Source organism: Aestuariivirga sp. (assembly GCF_020252395.1).
GTDB lineage: Bacteria > Pseudomonadota > Alphaproteobacteria > Rhizobiales > Aestuariivirgaceae > Aestuariivirga.
Map to the genome: position 1 here is coordinate 24,771 of NZ_JADCDB010000015.1, position 17,672 is coordinate 42,442.

The following is a 17,672-nucleotide window of genomic DNA, read 5'->3' on the forward strand; positions in this document are numbered from 1 at the left end:
TGGGCGATGGATGGGCTCTCCCGCGCGTGTGGGAGCGCGATCCGTGCATCGCAAGAGGCCGTTCAGAGGTCATCTGAAAGGCTTCAAATGCCCATCGACAGCAAGGCCGCAGAAAAATTATCCACACTTTCTTCGCCGCCGCCGCCGGCGGTCTTGACACGGCGCGGCGTGTGGAGAATGCGCCGGAAACGGCATTCGTCCGTAGGCTGATGAAAGCGAAAAAGCCTTGTTTTATTGGGTTTTCGCGCTGAATCGCGGTTTTCGTCCGTGCACGCACGGTTTTGCGGTTTTTCCGAGCGTTTACCGGTTGTTAGAGAGAATCCGTGAGGGTGCGGAACGCGGTTCGGCATATTGCCGAATCACACAAGCGGGTGCAGAAACCATTCCGATGACTGGTCAAGTTGGGATCTCTCATGCCAGCTTACCTGTCTGTGTGAGGCTTACCTGCGTTGTGGGGCACTAACAACTCTAGGAGAGACAGCAATGGCTGCGAAGAAAGCTGCGAAGAAGCCTGCCAAGAAGGCCGCCAAGAAGGCCGCCAAGAAGCCGGCTAAGAAGGCCGCAAAGAAGCCGGCCAAGAAGGCCGCGAAGAAGTAGTTTTCCAGGACTTCAGGACTGGACCCCGGATGGCGCAAGCCTCCGGGGTCAGTTATTTTCGGGGCCAATCCGCCCAAACGAAAAGGGCCGCGGCATGCTGCGGCCCTTCATCTTCGCGGCGGCGGGTTTATTGGTAAACATAGACCTTGGCGCCGATCTTCACCTTGCCATAGAGCTCGATCACGTCGGCGTTCATCATGCGGATGCAGCCCGAGGACGCCGCCGTGCCGATCGAGGAGGGCGCATTGGTGCCGTGGATGCGGTAGATCTTGCCGCCGATATACATGGCGCGCGCGCCAAGCGGGTTCTCGGGGCCGCCCTCCATCTCGGTTGGCAGCATGTGGCCCTTCGCAGCTTCGCGCCTGATCATTTCCGCCGGCGGGCGCCAGGTGGGCCACTCGGCCTTGCTGACGATGGTGGAGGAGCCCGACCACTGGAAGCCCTCGCGGCCGACGCCCACGCTGTAGCGCCGCGCCTGGCCGGGGCCCGTGACGAAGTAAAGGGCGCGCTCCGGTGTGGAGACGACGATCGAACCAATGGCGTATTTGGAGGCGGGCGCCCAGTCGATGTCCTCGCCCGTGGCTTGGTCCGGCACAGACCGGGAGGACACCCGCGCTGAGGCACGCTGCACGCCTGCGCGTGGCTTGTTGCGGTTCTGGAACAGGCATTCGAGGAAGCCGTCACAGGCCCAGCCCGGCTGGTTCGCTTTCCGCTGCGCCGCCGCTTGCCTGCGCGCCTCGGTGGCCTTTCTGGCGGCAGCCGATTTCTTGGCGTCCGCCGCCTTCTTTGCGTCGGCCTTCTTCCTGGACTCGGCGGCCTGCCGCTTCTTCTTCAGCAGAATCTGCTGCTTCTCGCTGGCCGCAGGCGTTGTGGCCGCGGAGGCCACGGCCGTTACCCCGCTCATCGGCAACAGCGCCAGCATGAACACCAAGAGGATTATGCGCATTCACCTCACCCCAGTCTTGCCCGTGCTTCTTAGCAACGGCCACGGCGGCGGCGCAAGCCTGCCATAATGTCGTGACGTTGATGAGGTGTTCGCATATGCTCGGACAAAACGCCCTCGTCCACCTCCAGGAGACTTCATGAGCCTGATCCGTAGATACCTCGCCGCCGCCTGCCTGTCGTCTGCTGCCCTTGTGCCGGGCCTCGCCCAGGCGCAAGACGCGCCTCCGGCAGTCAAAGCCTTCCTCGAAAACCTGCAGCGGCAGACCTCGGTCAAGCCGAGCTATGACAGCCTGAAGGTCGACGGCGGCAACGTCACCATCACCAATCTGGCGCTGAGCAAGCCTGCCAAGGACAATGACCCGGCGCTGAGCGTGAAGACGGCGGAGGTGAGCCTCACCGGCATTTCCGACCAGGGCAATTCGCTGTGGAAGGTGGGCGAGGCGCGCTTCACGAACACCTCCGTCGAGATCACCGACAAGGACGCCAAGCTCTCGATGAGCATTCCCGGCGCCTCGGCCGAGGGCTGGTACATCCGCGCCCTGCCTGCCGCACCGTCGCCCAGGGACGAGATGCTGTCCAACCTCACCTTCGCCAATAAGATGACGAGCGGGCCGATCACCATTACCACCTCCGGGCAGACGTTAAAGATCGACAGCATCGACACCGTCTGGACCGGCGACCCCGCAACCGGCACGGGCCAGTACACGCTGAAAGTCAGCAACCTGGCAATCCCCGGGTCCACGCTCGCCTTCTTCGGCAACGGCGACATGTGGAAGAAGCTGGGCTACGACAGCCTCAACATTGACCTCCGCACCGAGGGCGATCTATCGCCCTCGGGCGACGATCTTGCCTACAGCTTCGGCCTGTCGCTCGGTGCGCGCGATGTCGGATCGCTGAGCTTCAAGGTGGCTGTCGACAAGCTGCCGGTCGCGGCCTATGCCCAGATGCTGAAGGATCAGATGTCCGGCAAGAGCTTCGACTTCGCCGGCCTCTCGCCGCAGCTTCAGGGCGTGACGGTGAAGGGCGCGTCCCTGCGCTTTGACGACGCCTCGATCACCAGGAAGATGCTGCCCCTGATGGCCGCCATGCAAGGCATGGACGAAAAGGTGCTGATCGCCTCAATACCGCCCAACGTGCAGCTGACCTTCGTGCAACTCCAGAACGAGGCGCTGACCAAGCAGGCGGTGGACGCGGTGACCAAATTCCTCGCCGACCCCAAGAGCCTGATGCTGAGCATCAACCCGGCCTCCCCTATGAAGGTCTCCGACATCAGCGCGCTCGACCCCGCGAAGCCTGGTGACGCCGTCACCAAGCTCGGTGTAACGGTGACGGCCAACCAATAGCGCCGAAGCCGCTCCGGCCTGACGAAAAACGCCCGGACATTGTCCGGGCAACTCCCATTCGGGGGCAGCGGCTCTCACGCCTCCGGCAGGTTCAGCCGGATGTGAAGCTCGCGCAGCTGCTTCGCCGTCACCTCGGAAGGCGCCCCCATCAGCAGGTCTTCGGCCTGCTGGTTCATCGGGAACAGCACCACTTCGCGGATGTTCGGCTCGTTGCAGAGCAGCATGACGATGCGGTCCACCCCCGGCGCGATGCCGCCATGGGGCGGTGCGCCATACTGGAAGGCGCGGTACATGCCGCCGAACTTCTCGAGCAGCACGCTCTCGGGGTAGCCCGCGATTTCGAAGGCCTTCTTCATCACCTCGGGGCGATGGTTGCGGATGGCGCCGGAGGAGAGCTCCACGCCATTGCAGACGATATCATACTGGTAGGCGAGGATATCGAGCGGGTCCTTGGTCTCGAGTGCCTCGAGGCCGCCTTGCGGCATGGAGAAGGGGTTGTGCGAGAAGTCGACCTTCTTCTCCTCCTCGTTCCACTCATACATCGGGAAGTCGACGATCCAGCAGAACTCGAAACGGTCCTTGGCGGTGAGGTTCAGTTCCTCGCCCACCTTGTTCCGGGCGTCACCCGCAAACTTGTAGAATTTCTCAGGCCGCCCCGCGACGAAGAAGCAGGCATCGCCCACGCCGAGGCCAAGCTGCGTGCGGATCGCCTCCGCGCGCTCCGGCCCGATGTTCTTGGCGATGGGGCCGGCACCGCCCTCCTCGCCCTCGCGCCAGAAGACATAGCCGAGGCCCGGCTGGCCCTGCTGCTGGGCATAGGAGTTCATGCGATCGCAGAAGGCTCTGCTGCCGCCCTTGGGCGCGGGAATGGCCCAGACCTCGACCTTGGGGTCCGCCGCGATCATGCCGGCGAAGACCTTGAAACCCGAATCCCTGAAGTGCTCGGTGACGGCCTGCATCTTGATCGGGTTGCGCAAGTCCGGCTTGTCGGAGCCGTACCAGCGGATCGAGTCTTTGTACGCGATGTGCGGGAACTTCTGTGTCACCGGCAGGCCGCCGCCGAATTCCTCGAACACGCCGCGCAGCACGGGCTCCACCGCGTTGAACACGTCGTCCTGGGTGACGAAGCTCATCTCGATATCGAGCTGGTAGAACTCGCCGGGCGAACGGTCGGCGCGCGCATCCTCGTCGCGGAAGCAGGCGGCGATCTGGAAGTAGCGGTCGAAGCCCGACATCATGATCAGCTGCTTGAACTGCTGCGGCGCCTGCGGCAGCGCATAGAACTTGCCGGGGTGGATGCGCGACGGCACGAGGAAGTCACGCGCACCTTCGGGCGAGGACGCGGTGAGGATCGGCGTCTGGAACTCGAAGAAGCCCTGCTCCACCATGCGGCGGCGCAGCGAGTTGATGATGGCCCCGCGCTTCATGATATTCTTGTGGATGCGCTCGCGGCGCAGATCGAGAAAGCGGTAGCGCAGCCGGATGTCTTCCGGATACTCCGTATCGCCGAACACGGGCAGCGGCAGCTCGGCCGCCTGGCTCAGCACCTCGATATGGGTGGCGAAGACCTCGATGAGGCCGGTCGGGAGCTCGGTGTTCTCGGTGCCGGGGGGCCGCGGGCGCACCTTGCCGTCAACCCGGATCACCCACTCGGAGCGCACTTTTTCAGCGGTCTTGAAGGCGGGCGAATCCGGGTCCGCCACCACCTGGGTCATGCCGTAATGGTCGCGCAGGTCGATGAACAGCACGCCGCCATGATCACGGACCCGGTGAACCCAGCCGGAAATGCGGATGTCCTGCCCGGCATTCCCGGGGCGGAGCTGGCCACAGGTGTGGCTGCGGTAGGCGTGCATCAAATCCTCGCAAATCAGGCCGTTTCGGGCGCTAGAGCGCATGGAGGGGGCGGTTTGTCAAGGCGGAGGGGTTCCGCGCCGCGGCACAGGGAACGGTGTCCGCTGCCCACAACGGCCTGGTCTCAGTCCAGCCAGTTGAAAAGGGCGTCCGTCTTGCGCTTCATCTCGGAGCCCAGCTCCTCACTGCTGGCGAAGAAGCCGCCCTTGATCACCACGCGGGTGTTGCTGAGGCCCGTCTTCCGCACGAGGGCGAAGAGGATCGCGGCGTTGGCGGGCAGGATGCGCACGCAGCCGTGGGAGGCGCGGCGGCCGAGGCTCTTCACATGATAGCTGCCGTGCAGCGCGTGGCCGTCGCCAGTGAAGAAGATCGAGTGAGGCATGGGCGCATCGTCCCATTCCTTGGAGAAGTGCTCCTTCTCCATGCGGAACGGCCTGAACGTGCCCGAGGGCGTGTCATAGCCTGGCGCTCCGGTCGAGACCGGCCACTTGTAAAGCTGCTCGCCGTCGAGATCGACGGTCAACTTCTGGCTCACCTTGTTGACGGTAATGATCAGGCGCGGCGGTGCCGGGGGGCCTTTTTCTTGACGCCCTGCTTCTTGGCAGCCGGCTTCTTGGCGGCAGCCGGCTTGGCAGGAGCCTTGGTAACGGGCTTGGCCTTTTCCGGCGGCGGCGTGGGGCTGGTGGCGGCCTGCGCCGCGAGGGGGGCCAAAGCGGCCCCAAGCGCCAGGATCAGCTTGCGTCTCGAAATCATCTCGTCTTTCCCACGGCAGCTCGGCTTTGCAACGCGGCCATGCCAATTAACCGGATTATGGCGGAAGGCGAGCCGTTCGTGAAGTGGCGCGGGCAATTTGCGCTTTCCGCCCTCCTCCGCTAAGGACCGCCCCATGAACAAGCATGTCCCCAGGGTCGGATTGGTGTCGCTCGGCTGCCCCAAGGCGCTGGTCGATTCGGAACGCATCATCACCCAGCTCCGCGCCGAAGGCTATGTCATGTCGTCCGGCTATGAGGATGCCGACGTGGTGCTGGTCAACACCTGCGGCTTCCTCGACAGCGCCAAGGCCGAATCATTGGCCGCCATCGGCGAGGCGATGGAGGAGAACGGCCGGGTGATCGTGACGGGGTGCTTAGGCGTCGAGGCCGACACCATCATGAAGGCGCATCCCGGCGTGCTCGCCGTCACCGGCCCGCACCAGTACGAGGCGGTGGTGGGTGCGGTCCACAAGGCGCTGCCGCCGGTGCATGACCCGAAGCTGGATCTCGTGCCGCCGCAGGGCCTGCACCTGACGCCCAGGCACTATGCCTACCTCAAGATTTCCGAAGGCTGCAACAACCGCTGCTCCTTCTGCATTATTCCCTCAATCCGCGGCAACCTGGTTTCGCGCCCCGTGGCCTCGGTGCTCTATGAAGCGGAGCGGCTGGTGAAGGCGGGCGTCAAGGAGCTGCTCGTCATCAGCCAGGACACCTCGGCCTATGGCGTCGACATCAAGTATGCGGCGTCGAAATTCCATGGCCGCGAGGCGCGCGCCAAGTTCTACGACCTCGCCAAGGAACTGGGCGAGCTGGGCGCCTGGGTGCGCCTGCACTATGTCTATCCGTATCCGCATGTCGACGAGGTGATCCCGCTGATGGCGGAGGGCAAGATTCTGCCCTATCTCGACATCCCCTTCCAGCACGCGGCCCCCAATGTGCTGAAGGCGATGAAGCGCCCGGCGAACCAGGAGAAGGTGCTGGACCGCTTGGCCTCCTGGCGCGCGGTCTGCCCGGACATCGCCATCCGCTCCACCTTCATCGTCGGCTTCCCCGGCGAGACGGAGGCGGATTTCGACTACCTTCTGCAGTGGATGAAGGAAGCCCGCATCGAGCGTGCCGGCTGCTTCAAGTATGAGCCGGTCTCCGGCGCCAGGGCCAATGATCTGGGCCTCGCGCAGGTGCCGGACGCGGTGAAGCAGGAACGCTGGGAGCGCTTCATGAAGGCCCAGCAGGAGATTTCCGCCCAGATCCTCGCGGGCAAGGTCGGCCGCGAGATCGACGTATTGGTCGATGAGATCGACGAGGAAAACGAAGAAGCCATCGCCCGCTCCCCCTGGGACGCGCCGGAAATCGACGGCAACGTATTCCTGCCGGGCGAGACGGAACTGAAGCCCGGCGAGATGGTCCGTGTACGGATTATCGGGGCGGAGGAGTATGATTTGGTGGGCGAGAAAGTCTAAATCCTTTTTCTCTCAGCCAAGACGCCGTAGACCGTAGCCGTCAAAGAGGCGACAACGAGAATGGAGATCGCAAAAGCTGCTAACTTCGCTAACAGCAATACAGTCCGAATGCTGAAGCTGTTCCACCCCAGCGGCCCATACCTGAAAATCTGAAGTTGGACCGCAAACAGAGCAGCTGAAACCACGATCTCCAAGAATGTCAGTGCCACGGCATGATCTTTGGTGTCGGCTGAGTATTCCGCGCATCCGAAGATGCCAAACTACCAGGACGGGGCTTGATTGTGGGTTTTTCAACAGCCTGCTAGACCTTCATCCCATCGGCCCCGCGGGTGATGCCGGCGACGCCGGTGCGGGCGACTTCGACGAGGCCCAGCGGCACCATGAGCGAGATGAATTGCTCCACCTTGTCGGTCTTGCCCGTGATCTCGAAGATGAAGCTCGATGTGCCGGCATCGATGACGCGGGCGCGGAAGGCATCCGCCAGGCGCAGGGCCTCGACGCGCTTCTCGCCCGTACCCGAAACCTTGACCATCGCAAGCTCGCGGGTGAGCGCGTTGCCCTGCACAGTCAAGTCCGCAACGGAGTGCACAGGCACCATGCGGCCGAGCTGGTTCTTGATCTGCTCGATCACCGCGGGCGTGCCGCTGGTGACGATGGTGATGCGCGAGACGTGCTTCTCGTGCTGCGTCTCCGACACGGTGAGTGACTCGATATTGTAGCCTCTCCCTGAGAACAGGCCGATGACGCGGGCAAGCACGCCCGGCTCGTTGTCGACGATCACGGCGAGCGCGTGGGTTTCGGCCACCGGCTTGACGGTGTCGAGGAAATAGGCCGAGCCCGAGGGCTGAAGATGTGCGTTCATGTGTCTTGTCTCCTCCCTTAGACCAGCATCTTGCCCTTGGCGTCGATCACCGTGCCGACATCCTCGTCTGCCACGTCCTCGCCCAGGATCATCTCGTTATGCGCCTTGCCCGAGGGGATCATCGGGAAGCAGTTGGCGAGGGCCGCCACGCGGCAGTCGAAGATCACCGGGCGCTTGACCTTGATCATTTCCCTGATCGCATCGTCGAGCTCCAGGGGCTTGGTGGCGCGCATTCCCACACAGCCATAGGCCTCCGCCAGCTTGACGAAATCCGGCAGCGCTTCCGTATAGGAGTGCGACAGACGGTTGCCGTGCAGCAGCTGCTGCCACTGGCGCACCATGCCCATGTACTGGTTGTTGAGGATGAAGATCTTGATCGGCAACTCATACTGAATGGCAGTCGACATTTCCTGCATGGTCATCAGAACCGAGGCGTCACCCGCGATATCGATGACGAGGGCATCGGGGTGCGCCTGCTGCACGCCCACCGCGGCGGGCAGGCCATAACCCATGGTGCCGAGGCCGCCCGACGTCATCCAGCGGTTCGGTTCCTCGAAGCGGTAGAACTGCGCAGCCCACATCTGGTGCTGGCCCACTTCCGTGGTGATGTAGGTGTTCTCGTTCTTGGTCAGCTCATAGAGCCGCTCGACGGCATATTGCGGCATGATGACGTCGTCATTCTTCTTGTAGCGGAGGCAGTCCTTGGCGCGCCAGCCGTCGATCTGCTTCCACCAGGTGTCGAGGGCCTTCTTGTCGAGGGTCACGGACTTCGCCTTCCAGACGCGGATCATGTCTTCCAGCGCATGCGCCACGTCGGCGACGACCGGCACGTCGACGCGCACCGTTTTGTTGATGGACGACGGGTCGATGTCGATGTGGATCTTCTTCGAATTTGGCGAGAAGGCGTTGAGGCGGCCGGTGATGCGGTCATCGAAGCGGGCGCCGGCGCAAATCATCACGTCGCAGTCATGCATGGCCATGTTGGCCTCGTACATGCCGTGCATGCCGAGCATGCCGAGCCAGTTCTTGCCCGATGCCGGATAGGCGCCGAGTCCCATCAGCGTGGAGGTGATGGGGATGCCGGTCATCTCCACGAAGTCGCGCAACAGCTTGGATGCCGTGGGTCCCGAGTTGATCACACCGCCGCCGGTGTAAAGGATCGGGCGCTTCGCGGTGGCGATCAGCTCCACCGCGGCGCGGATGGCGTTCTGGTCGGCCTTGACCTGCGGGCGGTAGGTCTTGTGCTCGATGTTCTTGGGGCCGACATAGCGGCCCTTGGCGAACTGCACGTCTTTCGGGATGTCGACGACGACCGGGCCGGGGCGGCCGTGGGTGGCGACATAGAAGGCCTCATGCAGGATGCGCGCGAGGTCGTTCACGTCCTTCACCAGATAATTGTGCTTGGTGCAGGGGCGCGTGATGCCGACAGTGTCGCATTCCTGGAAGGCGTCAGAGCCGATCAGGTGGGTTGGCACCTGGCCGGTGATGCAGACCATGGGGATCGAGTCCAACAGCGCATCGGTCAGGCCCGTCACCGCATTGGTGGCGCCGGGGCCGGAGGTGACAAGCACCACGCCGCACTTCCCAGTGGAGCGGGCATAGCCTTCCGCGGCATGGGTGGCGCCCTGCTCATGGCGGACGAGGATGTGCTCCACCTTCTCCTGCTGGAAGATCTCGTCATAGATCGGCAGCACCGCACCGCCCGGATAGCCGAACACGGTGTCGACCCCTTGGTCCTGCAGCGCCTTCAGCACCATTTCGGCGCCGGTCATCTCGTTGGTGGCCATCTCACTCACCTCTTCAAATTGAGCGTTCGTCAAACACATGTTGGGTGATCCAGGCAACAAAAAAGGCCCCCAAGGGAGCCTCATTTCCGCGCAGCGCCACCTGATCCTGGAGGCTTTAAACCTCCCCGGCGCTGCGCGGACCTACTACAAGAATGGTGTTCATCGGCTAACTCATTAGGGGGCGGGAGGGGCGGCGTCAAGAGTGCTTGGCGCCGGCGGCAGCTACGGTGAGCCTGGCGCCCCCTCGCAGGGGTCTTTCCCAGGCCGGTCAACAGGCTGCAGCTTCGCTTGGAGTTCGTGGAACGCAAGCAGCCGTTCGAGATGGCGGGGCATGTCGTTGGTGATGAAAAACGCCGCGTCAAAGGCCGGGTTGCCGACATTAATCTCTGAGGCGATGCCGGGCGCCTTGGGTCAGCGGTGGCACCACGTCTCGCGGCGGATCACGAAGGAGGTCCCGTCCCGCTGGATCAGGCCAAGATGCTTGCCCGTGGGTCCACCGAACCGCGCCAGGACCGTATACTGGAGCGTTTCACTGCCCGAAGCCCCCTGCCGGAGATGACGGCCGAACAGGAACTGCCCCCCGCACCAACGCGTAGACGGCAAAGATTCAGAGCGGAAACAAATAGCCATGTCGCTTTTCCCTGCAACCACGTAGGCGCGGGCTCCATCGGGTACAAGAGTTCGTGCACGGGCCGGGAGGAATCATTCGACGGAAGCGCTTTGCAAGGATGAGGGCTTGCTCCGGCGGGTCATGGTCCCGATGGCCAGTCAGTCTCCCCCCTCATGCCTCAGCGATTGACCGCTGCCCGAACATCGGGCACGCATGGTTTTCCACTCGGATTCCGGATGAACAGCACCAAGACCCGCGCCATTCTCGCCCTGATCCTCGCCATGCTGTTCTGGGGCTGCGCTGCCGTTTTCATGCGCACGCTGGCGCTGGCGCTGAGCGCCGGGAACTCCATCGCGCTGCGCTATGTGGTGCTCAGCATCATCAGCCTTGGCGGTCTGCTTTGGCTTGGCACATGGCGCATCCCGCGGGCGGACTGGCCGCGTTTCCTCATCGCCGGGCTTGCCGGCATGGCGGGCTACAACTGGTTCGTGAACGCCGGCTTCGAGCTGGTGCCCGCCGGCGTGGGCACGCTGGTCACCATGATCGAGCCGCTGATGATCGCCATGCTCGCGGCCCTGACGCTGGGCGAGAAGCTGACGCGCTATGTGCTGCTCGGCGTGGCGCTGGCGATTGCGGGCTCCATCGTTCTGTTCTGGCCGGACCTCACCACCGAAACGCAACACCCGGTTTCGGTCCGCGGCCTTGTCTACCTGCTCCTGTGCTGCATCGGCTGGGCGATCTATACGATCGCGACGAAGCCCCTGCTCAACCGCCATGACAGCTTCACCGTCACCGCCGTCACCATGCTGATTGCAGCCCCCATCATGATCGGCGCGGCCAGTGAGCCGCTGCCGCAGCTTGCCGCAAGGCTCGACGCCCGCCAGTGGTTCGAGGCTGCCTATCTCGTGCTCGCCTCAGGCCTCGGCGGCACCATGCTGTGGAACTACGGAGCCAAGCACCTCTCCAGCACCGCGGCAGGAACCTTCCTCTACCTGATCCCGGTTATCGCGGTGGCGGCAGGCGCACTGGTGCTGGGCGAGCAGGTGACGGCCTATGTGGTGGCGGGCGGGCTTCTTATGCTGGCCGGTGTCGCCGCCGCGCAATTCGGCCCCACCCTCATGAGCCGAAGGTAGGCCGTCATGGAGCTCCGCGCCTTCGCGGCCATGATGTTCACCATCGTCATATGGGGCATCGGACCCGTGTTCCTGCGCTCGCTCTCGGTCGAACTCGGTCCCGCCGACCACCTTGTTATCCGCTATACCATCGTCACCGTCATTTATGCGTTCAGCCTGGCGATCTTCGGCGGCTGGCGCATCGAGCGGAAGGACTGGCCGCGCCTGCTCGTTATCTCGCTCATCGGCATGATGGGCTACAATCTCGGCTCCGCCTTCGGCTTCGCGCATGTGACCGCCGGCATCGGCAGCCTCATCATCGGCACACAGCCGCTGCTCATCGCGCTGATGGGCACGCTCATCGCCAAGGAGCGGCTCACGCTCGCCGCCATCGCGGGCCTTATCATCGGATTCCTCGGCATCGTGCTGCTGGTCTGGCACGACCTCGGCAGCAGCACCGACGGCTGGGGTTTCCTCGCCGGCTGCACCCTGATCTTCCTGTCGGGCGCGGCCTGGGCGGTCTATGTTATCGTCAGCAAGCCGCTGATCCGGAAATACGGCGCCTTCAGCATCTCGGCCATGTCGCTCTCATTGTGCTCATTGGCGATGGTGCCCATGCTGGCCCGGCCATCGACCCTCACGACGCTGACCAATATGACGGCCCGCAGCTGGCTGGAGCTCGGCTACATCGCCATCATCTCCACCATGCTGTGCTCTGTCACCTGGAACTATGCCGCCTCGCGCATGCGCGCCGCGGCCTCCGGCGCCTTCCTCTATCTGATACCGATCATCGGCGTCGCCGCAGGCGCCGTGATACTGAGCGAGCACGTCACCTCGGGCATGGTGATGGGTGGCGCCCTGATTCTCATCGGCGTCGCCATCGCCCAGTTCGGGGGCAGGCTCAGGCTCGGTGGCAGCCTTGCGGCGCTGGCCGCCGTGCTCTTCGCCGTCACCATGTGGGGGCTGATCCCGGTGGCCATGCGCTATCTCATCACCGAGCTCAGCCCGCAGACGGCCATGGTGCTGAGGCTTTATCCGGCGGGTGTCCTCGCCATTATCGTCTGCATTTTCACCGGCGTGCGTCCGATCGCCTGGCGCGACTGGGGCCGCATCGCGATTGCGGCGCTGGCAGGAAATCTCGGTTACCAGATCCTCGCCGCCTTCGGCATGCAGTCGGTGCCGGCAAGCTGGACCGGCCTCCTCTTCGGCCTCGAACCCGTGTTCATCGCGCTCTTCGCTGTGGTGCTGGCGGGGGACCGTCTCACGGCCTGGCTCATCGGCGGCATCTTCGTCTCGATGCTGGGCACCGCAGCGCTGATGCTGGGCAGCACGCTGTCGCCGTCCGGCGATGTCTCGCTGTTTGGCCTTGTGCTGGTGACGCTCTCGACCATGGGCTGGGGCATCTACACGGTGGTGATCCGCCCGGCGACGCTGAAGTACGGTGCACTTCCGGTGTCCTGTCTTGCCATGGCCATCACCGCGCTCCCAATGCCGTTTTTCGTGAGCCCCGGCCTGCCGCTCACGCTCGCTTCCATGACCGGCGCCTCGTGGCTGGCCGTCGGCTTCGTCGTGGTGTTCGGCACCTTCCTCGCCACCGCGGCATGGAACTATGCGCTGGGGGCAATGGACAGCTCGATTGCCGGCGTCTTCCTGTATGTGCAGCCGGTGGTGGCGGCAATCGGCGGCATCCTGCTCCTGGGCGAGCGCCTTACCTGGCCATTGCTGCTGGGCGGCGCGCTGATCGTCCTGGGCGTCGCCATCGCCCAGTTCGGGCCACTCATCACCAGGCGCGTTGCAGCCATCGGCAATTCGCGTTTGAGGGGCGCGCGCGAGCCCGTTATGGAAACACCATGAGCACCGACATCCGCCAAGCCGATGACCTCCCCTGGTACCACACCATCACCGCGATGATCGTCGCGGGCTGCCTCGTGGCCATCGTCAATTTCGGCGTCAGGTCTACCTTCGGCTTCTTCACCGTGCCGGTGTCGGAGGCCCATGGCTGGGGCCGCGAGGTCTTCTCCTTCGCCATGGCGATGCAGAACCTGATCTGGGGCCTCGCCACGCCGCTCGCCGGCATGCTGGCGGACCGCTATGGCTCGGCCCGGGTGCTGATGACGGGTGCGGCCATCTACTGCATCGGCATGCTGATGATGGCCTATACCTCGTCTGCCCCGATGTTCAATCTGGGTGGCGGCGTGCTGGTGGGCATCGGCATCGCCTTCTCCTCCTTCTCGATCGTCATGGCCGCCCTGGGCCGCATCGTGCCGCCAGAGCGGCGCAGCTGGGCCTTCGGCATTGCCACGGCCTCGGGCTCTTTGGGCCAGTTCATCTTCGCGCCCTTGGGCGCCATGCTGGTCTCGGCCTATGGCTGGCAGCAGGCGCTGGTGATCCTCGCCAGCCTGTCCCTTCTCATCATCCTCTTTGCGGCACCGCTGATGAAGCAGAACACCTCCGGCAGCCGCCCCACGCCGGGCGAGGCGGACCTCACCATGAAGGCGGCGATCGGGCTTGCCTTCGGCCACCGCTCCTACATCCTGCTCGTCTCGGGCTTCTTCGTCTGTGGCTTCCAGCTCGCCTTCATCACCGTGCACATGCCGGCCTATCTGGCCGAGCACGGCATCTCGAAGGAGTTCGCCGGCATCGCCATGGGGCTGATCGGGCTCTTCAACGTGGCCGGCTCCTATGTCTCCGGCATCATCGGCGGGCGCGGCGAGAAGCGCGTACCGCTGGCCTTCATCTATTTGATCCGCGCGGGCCTCACCGCCGCCTTCGTGCTGCTGCCGGTCACGCCGGTGACGACGCTGCTCTTCACCTGCTCCATGGGCCTGTTGTGGCTCTCCACCGTGCCGCTCACCATGGGGCTCGTGACCGTGATGTTCGGCACCCGCTACATGGCAACGCTCTATGGCTTCGTCTTCGTCAGCCACCAGATCGGCTCCTTCCTCGGCGTGTGGCTGGCCGGAAGGCTTTATGACCAGTTCGGCTCCTATGACATCGTGTGGTGGCTGAGCGTGGCGCTGGGCGTCTTCGCTTTCCTCGTCAACCTGCCGATCCGCGAGCAGCGCGCGCAGCGCTTCGCCACGGCCTGATGAAACGCTCCGGGCACCGGCTGGCGCTGGCGCTGTTCGCGGGCGTCATCGCCATCTGGCTCATGGGCATGGCGGTGGTGATGCGCCACGCAGCGCTCCCGGCGGAGGCGAGCGGCACAATGCTGGCCGTCTTCGAGCCCGGCACGCCGGAGGGCGATGTCTTCGCCGCCCTCACCCGTGCAGATGCGCGCATCGTGAAGCCCTCGGGCCTCGGCTTCATCTGGGTCGTCGCCAGTGACGAACCGGGCCTCGCTGGCCGTCTCCACCGCGAAGGGGCGCTTGGCGCCTATCGCGAACTCCCCATCAGCCCGGTGATCGCCGGCTGCTTCGCCTTCGCCGATGCCAAGGTGGCAAGTTTCTCGCAATAAGTCTGGCAGCACTCTCGAAGAAAAGCTGCTAAGATATTGAATTTATTTGCAATCGCGAAGTTACACTCTTGACGCGAACGATCGCCTTTTGGCAGCATTGTCGAGTCTCAACAGCCAGGAGGGAAAACATGGGCGACCGGGACTTCGAATGTCAGCTGCAGGGCTGGAGCCTCACCACAGCCGAAATAATGTACCGCATGCCGGATTTCAGGAACGTTCTCCAAACCTACATCTGGCAGGACTACGACCTCGCTCCGAAATTCCCCCGCCTCATAAAATTCCTCGATTTCTGGTCGCACAACCTCGAAGGTCCGCTGGCCCAGGTGCGCGTGGCGCATGCGGGGATCGTCCGCCCCGTCGAACTCCACCACGTCGGGGCGGAATGGAGGCTGCACTGAGCCGCAAGGCTGCCTTCAGCCCGTCCCGCCCGCGTCAATCCGCTGTGCCTTGCGGTAATTGCCGATCACTTCCACCGCCGCATCGCCCAGCGTGTAGAGCAGGAACCAGATCATCGCGGCCCACAGCAGCCCCGCCGTCCAGGCGAGGAAGGCCAGCAGCGGCAACAGCGTGTCGAGCCCGGAGAGCACGCTGAACACGGTGTCGAAAGCCTTGTGCTTGCCCGGCGCGCCCGGCGGTTGCTGCGGTTCCAGCACCTCCGCCCACAACCCGCCGGCATAGATGCGGTTCAACCGCGCATAGGTCGCCAGGAAGCCGCAGCACAGCCCAACCGCCAGCCATGGGAAAGCCGCCCCCGGCCAGATGTGGTCGGCAATCAGCCCGAGGCTGGCATAGGCGGTGGTGCGATAGGCGATGTCGGTTGCAAAATCGAGGTAGCGCCCGCTGAGCGAACTGGTCCCGGTGGCGCGGGCCAGTTGGCCGTCGGCGCAGTCCAGAACGTTGAACATCAGCGCCAGCGCCACAACCACGGCCATGGCCGTGGCAGGCTGCAGAAACCAAGCCGACAGCGCAATCAGCGGCACCATCAGAGCGCCCGCGGCCGTCAGTTGTGTCGGCGTAATTCCCAGCGTCGCGGCCGCCCAGGCGAGGGTGGACGCCGGCAGGCGGTAGAACACCACCGACCCCCAGTCACCCACCAATTCATCCCTCAGCTTGTTTGCCCGGTAATCCGCCACGATGGAGGCCAAAGACACCGTCTTCATCTTACCCATGACTCCTGATATGCGCAGCGCACCAATACCTCATCACGGCTGAAACAAAAGGGCGTTCGACATGGCAGTTTCAACTGCGGTGATTCTCGCCGCGGGCCGCGTCATGCGCCAGCGGACGGAGGTGATCAGCGCGGCTCCCGGCTGCGGGTCTCGGGCTGCATGATGATGTCCCACAGCACGTCCTTGCCCAGCACGTAGGACATCTCTCGGAAGGCCGTGAGCGGCAGCAGCATCACATAGAGCAGCCCGGCATAGACCAGCACGCCATACCAGCTCCCGCCGCCGAGATGCAGCACGCGCTCCACCACCGGCTGGCCTTTGATCAGCGCCCCGATCGCCTCCTCGGCGACGTGGAAGCCCATCAGCAGCGCGGTGAACAGCAGTGTGCGCCCCAGCACCACCAGCACGAAGGCGCGCTTGCGCAAACCCGCACCCAGATCGAGGATCTCGCCCAGCAGCAGCACCTTGGCGAAGATCAAGGCATTGACGATGACATAGCCCTGCGTCCACGGGTTGATGCCATTCTCCTTCAGCAGCAGCGTGCGGTACATGCCGAGAAGGAAGAACAGCACCCACAGATAGGCGGTGAGAGCCGCGAATTTCTTCACTTCATCCAGGGCCTTCGCCTTGAAGTTCCGCGCCTCCGGTTGTTTGTGAACGGTCATGCCGGCGTCTCCTCTTTGACAGGTGAACGGAAAAGGGCCCTGCCATCGGCAGAGCCCCCGTATTCGTCCGCTGAAGGCCTGAGCCCTTATAGCATCGTGCGAGCAAGTGGAATCGCTTGCGAAGCGAAAGATGCTCAAGTGTCAAAGCTGGCGCAACTTTACGCCCTCAAGTGCGGATGCACTTGAGGGCCGGTTGCGCTAGCGCGAGTAGTATTCCACCACCAGGTTCGGCTGCATCTGGACGGGATAAGGCACGTCCGACAGAGCCGGGATGCGCACCAGGCGGGCGGTCATGCCCTTGTGGTCGGCTTCGATGTAGTCCGGCGTGTCACGCTCGGCCAGCTGCACGGCTTCGAGCACGGTGGCAAGGCCCTTGGCCTTGTCAGTGAGCTCGATGGTGTCGCCCGCCTTGAGGCGGATCGAGGCGATGGTGACCCGCTGGCCGTTCACCTTCACGTGGCCGTGCGAAACGAACTGGCGGGCGGCGAAGACGGTCGGCACGAACTTGGCGCGGTAGACCACCATGTCGAGGCGGCGCTCGAGCAGGCCGATGAGGTTTTCAGACGAGTCGCCCGTCAGGCGTATCGCTTCGTCATAGGTCTTGCGGAACTGGCGCTCCGACAGGTTGGCGTAATAGCCCTTGAGCTTCTGCTTGGCCTTCAGCTGGGTGCCGAAGTCCGACATCTTGCCCTTGCGGCGCTGGCCGTGCTGGCCGGGGCCATATTCACGCTTGTTGACGGGGCTCTTCGGGCGGCCCCAGATGTTCTCGCCCATGCGGCGGTCGATCTTGTATTTCGCGTTTGCGCGCTTCGTCATTTACGGTCTCCAAGTGACGCTGTGTGAGAACCCACCCTCCTGGCGCCGGTTTCCCGGCCGACAGCCCCCAAAGGGGCGCGGGCAAGCATTGACAGAGCCCGGAAGCTCCATGCCGCCGCGCGTATAGGGGAAGCGGGGGGCGGTGTCAAATGAGCCAAACCCGCCAGTTCCGTCACCCTACCCCTGAAGCCCCCTTCCATCCCCAGTGTTTCCGTCACCCACCCCTCAATCACGTCAACGCAGCGA

17 protein-coding genes are annotated in these 17,672 nt (G+C 63.9%); 7 read left to right on the forward strand and 10 right to left on the reverse strand.

The window, feature by feature from the left end:
- Positions 1-83 precede the first annotated feature (83 nt).
- Positions 84-350: a hypothetical protein gene (locus IOC82_RS08455; RefSeq protein ID WP_290545740.1), complete on the reverse strand. Its 267-nt coding sequence runs from the start codon at positions 348-350 to the stop codon at positions 84-86.
- Positions 351-724: 374 nt separating this feature from the next.
- Positions 725-1,543 carry a L,D-transpeptidase gene (locus IOC82_RS08460; protein WP_290545741.1) on the reverse strand — a complete coding sequence of 273 codons (819 nt, stop codon included), beginning with the start codon at positions 1,541-1,543 and terminating at the stop codon, positions 725-727.
- A gap of 136 nt (positions 1,544-1,679) precedes the next feature.
- Here IOC82_RS08460 and IOC82_RS08465 point away from each other — a divergent pair, with 136 nt between their 5' ends.
- Entirely contained in the window at positions 1,680-2,885 is a 1,206-nt protein-coding gene (locus IOC82_RS08465; protein WP_290545742.1) for a hypothetical protein, read from the forward strand.
- A 74-nt stretch (positions 2,886-2,959) separates the two neighbouring features.
- Here IOC82_RS08465 and aspS read toward each other — a convergent pair whose 3' ends face one another.
- From aspS to IOC82_RS08480, 3 genes are all read right to left on the reverse strand, one after another.
- Positions 2,960-4,738 carry an aspartate--tRNA ligase gene (gene aspS / locus IOC82_RS08470; RefSeq protein WP_290545743.1) on the reverse strand — a complete coding sequence of 593 codons (1,779 nt, stop codon included), beginning with the start codon at positions 4,736-4,738 and terminating at the stop codon, positions 2,960-2,962.
- A gap of 122 nt (positions 4,739-4,860) precedes the next feature.
- Positions 4,861-5,292, reverse strand: a complete 432-nt coding sequence (locus IOC82_RS08475) for a L,D-transpeptidase (protein ID WP_290545765.1) — start codon at positions 5,290-5,292, stop codon at positions 4,861-4,863.
- The gene (locus IOC82_RS08480; RefSeq protein WP_290545767.1) at positions 5,289-5,489 is read right to left on the reverse strand and encodes a hypothetical protein; all 201 of its coding nucleotides are present in this window, start codon (positions 5,487-5,489) and stop codon (positions 5,289-5,291) included. The genes IOC82_RS08475 and IOC82_RS08480 overlap by 4 nt, the downstream gene beginning before the upstream one ends.
- Before the next feature lie 133 nt (positions 5,490-5,622).
- Here IOC82_RS08480 and rimO point away from each other — a divergent pair, with 133 nt between their 5' ends.
- Positions 5,623-6,948 carry a 30S ribosomal protein S12 methylthiotransferase RimO gene (gene rimO / locus IOC82_RS08485; RefSeq protein ID WP_290545744.1) on the forward strand — a complete coding sequence of 442 codons (1,326 nt, stop codon included), beginning with the start codon at positions 5,623-5,625 and terminating at the stop codon, positions 6,946-6,948.
- 301 nt (positions 6,949-7,249) lie between these two features.
- Here rimO and ilvN read toward each other — a convergent pair whose 3' ends face one another.
- Positions 7,250-7,810: an acetolactate synthase small subunit gene (ilvN, locus tag IOC82_RS08490; RefSeq protein WP_290545745.1), complete on the reverse strand. Its 561-nt coding sequence runs from the start codon at positions 7,808-7,810 to the stop codon at positions 7,250-7,252.
- A gap of 17 nt (positions 7,811-7,827) precedes the next feature.
- Positions 7,828-9,597: an acetolactate synthase 3 large subunit gene (locus IOC82_RS08495; RefSeq protein ID WP_290545746.1), complete on the reverse strand. Its 1,770-nt coding sequence runs from the start codon at positions 9,595-9,597 to the stop codon at positions 7,828-7,830.
- 846 nt (positions 9,598-10,443) lie between these two features.
- Between IOC82_RS08495 and IOC82_RS08500 the strand changes: the two genes are divergently transcribed.
- The 5 genes from IOC82_RS08500 (at position 10,444) to IOC82_RS08520 (ending at position 15,174) form a co-directional block, all read left to right on the forward strand.
- On the forward strand, positions 10,444-11,340 hold the full coding sequence (locus tag IOC82_RS08500; RefSeq protein ID WP_290545747.1) for a DMT family transporter: 897 nt from the start codon (positions 10,444-10,446) through the stop codon (positions 11,338-11,340).
- A gap of 6 nt (positions 11,341-11,346) precedes the next feature.
- The gene (locus tag IOC82_RS08505; RefSeq protein ID WP_290545748.1) at positions 11,347-13,173 is read left to right on the forward strand and encodes a DMT family transporter; all 1,827 of its coding nucleotides are present in this window, start codon (positions 11,347-11,349) and stop codon (positions 13,171-13,173) included.
- Positions 13,170-14,408: an MFS transporter gene (locus tag IOC82_RS08510; RefSeq protein ID WP_290545749.1), complete on the forward strand. Its 1,239-nt coding sequence runs from the start codon at positions 13,170-13,172 to the stop codon at positions 14,406-14,408. Before IOC82_RS08505 ends, IOC82_RS08510 begins: the two co-directional genes overlap by 4 nt.
- Complete coding sequence (locus IOC82_RS08515) at positions 14,408-14,776, forward strand: hypothetical protein (RefSeq protein WP_290545750.1); 369 nt, start codon at positions 14,408-14,410, stop codon at positions 14,774-14,776. Before IOC82_RS08510 ends, IOC82_RS08515 begins: the two co-directional genes overlap by 1 nt.
- A gap of 128 nt (positions 14,777-14,904) precedes the next feature.
- Entirely contained in the window at positions 14,905-15,174 is a 270-nt protein-coding gene (locus tag IOC82_RS08520; protein ID WP_290545751.1) for a protein usg, read from the forward strand.
- A gap of 15 nt (positions 15,175-15,189) precedes the next feature.
- Here the strand turns inward: IOC82_RS08520 and IOC82_RS08525 are convergent, their stop codons facing one another.
- The 3 genes from IOC82_RS08525 to rpsD form a co-directional block, all read right to left on the reverse strand.
- Positions 15,190-15,936 (reverse strand): CDP-alcohol phosphatidyltransferase family protein, encoded by a 747-nt coding sequence (locus tag IOC82_RS08525; protein ID WP_290545752.1) that lies wholly within the window; start codon positions 15,934-15,936, stop codon positions 15,190-15,192.
- Between the two features lie 134 nt (positions 15,937-16,070).
- Positions 16,071-16,610 (reverse strand): hypothetical protein, encoded by a 540-nt coding sequence (locus tag IOC82_RS08530; protein ID WP_290545753.1) that lies wholly within the window; start codon positions 16,608-16,610, stop codon positions 16,071-16,073.
- A gap of 198 nt (positions 16,611-16,808) precedes the next feature.
- Entirely contained in the window at positions 16,809-17,426 is a 618-nt protein-coding gene (rpsD, locus tag IOC82_RS08535; RefSeq protein ID WP_290545754.1) for a 30S ribosomal protein S4, read from the reverse strand.
- Positions 17,427-17,672 lie beyond the last annotated feature (246 nt).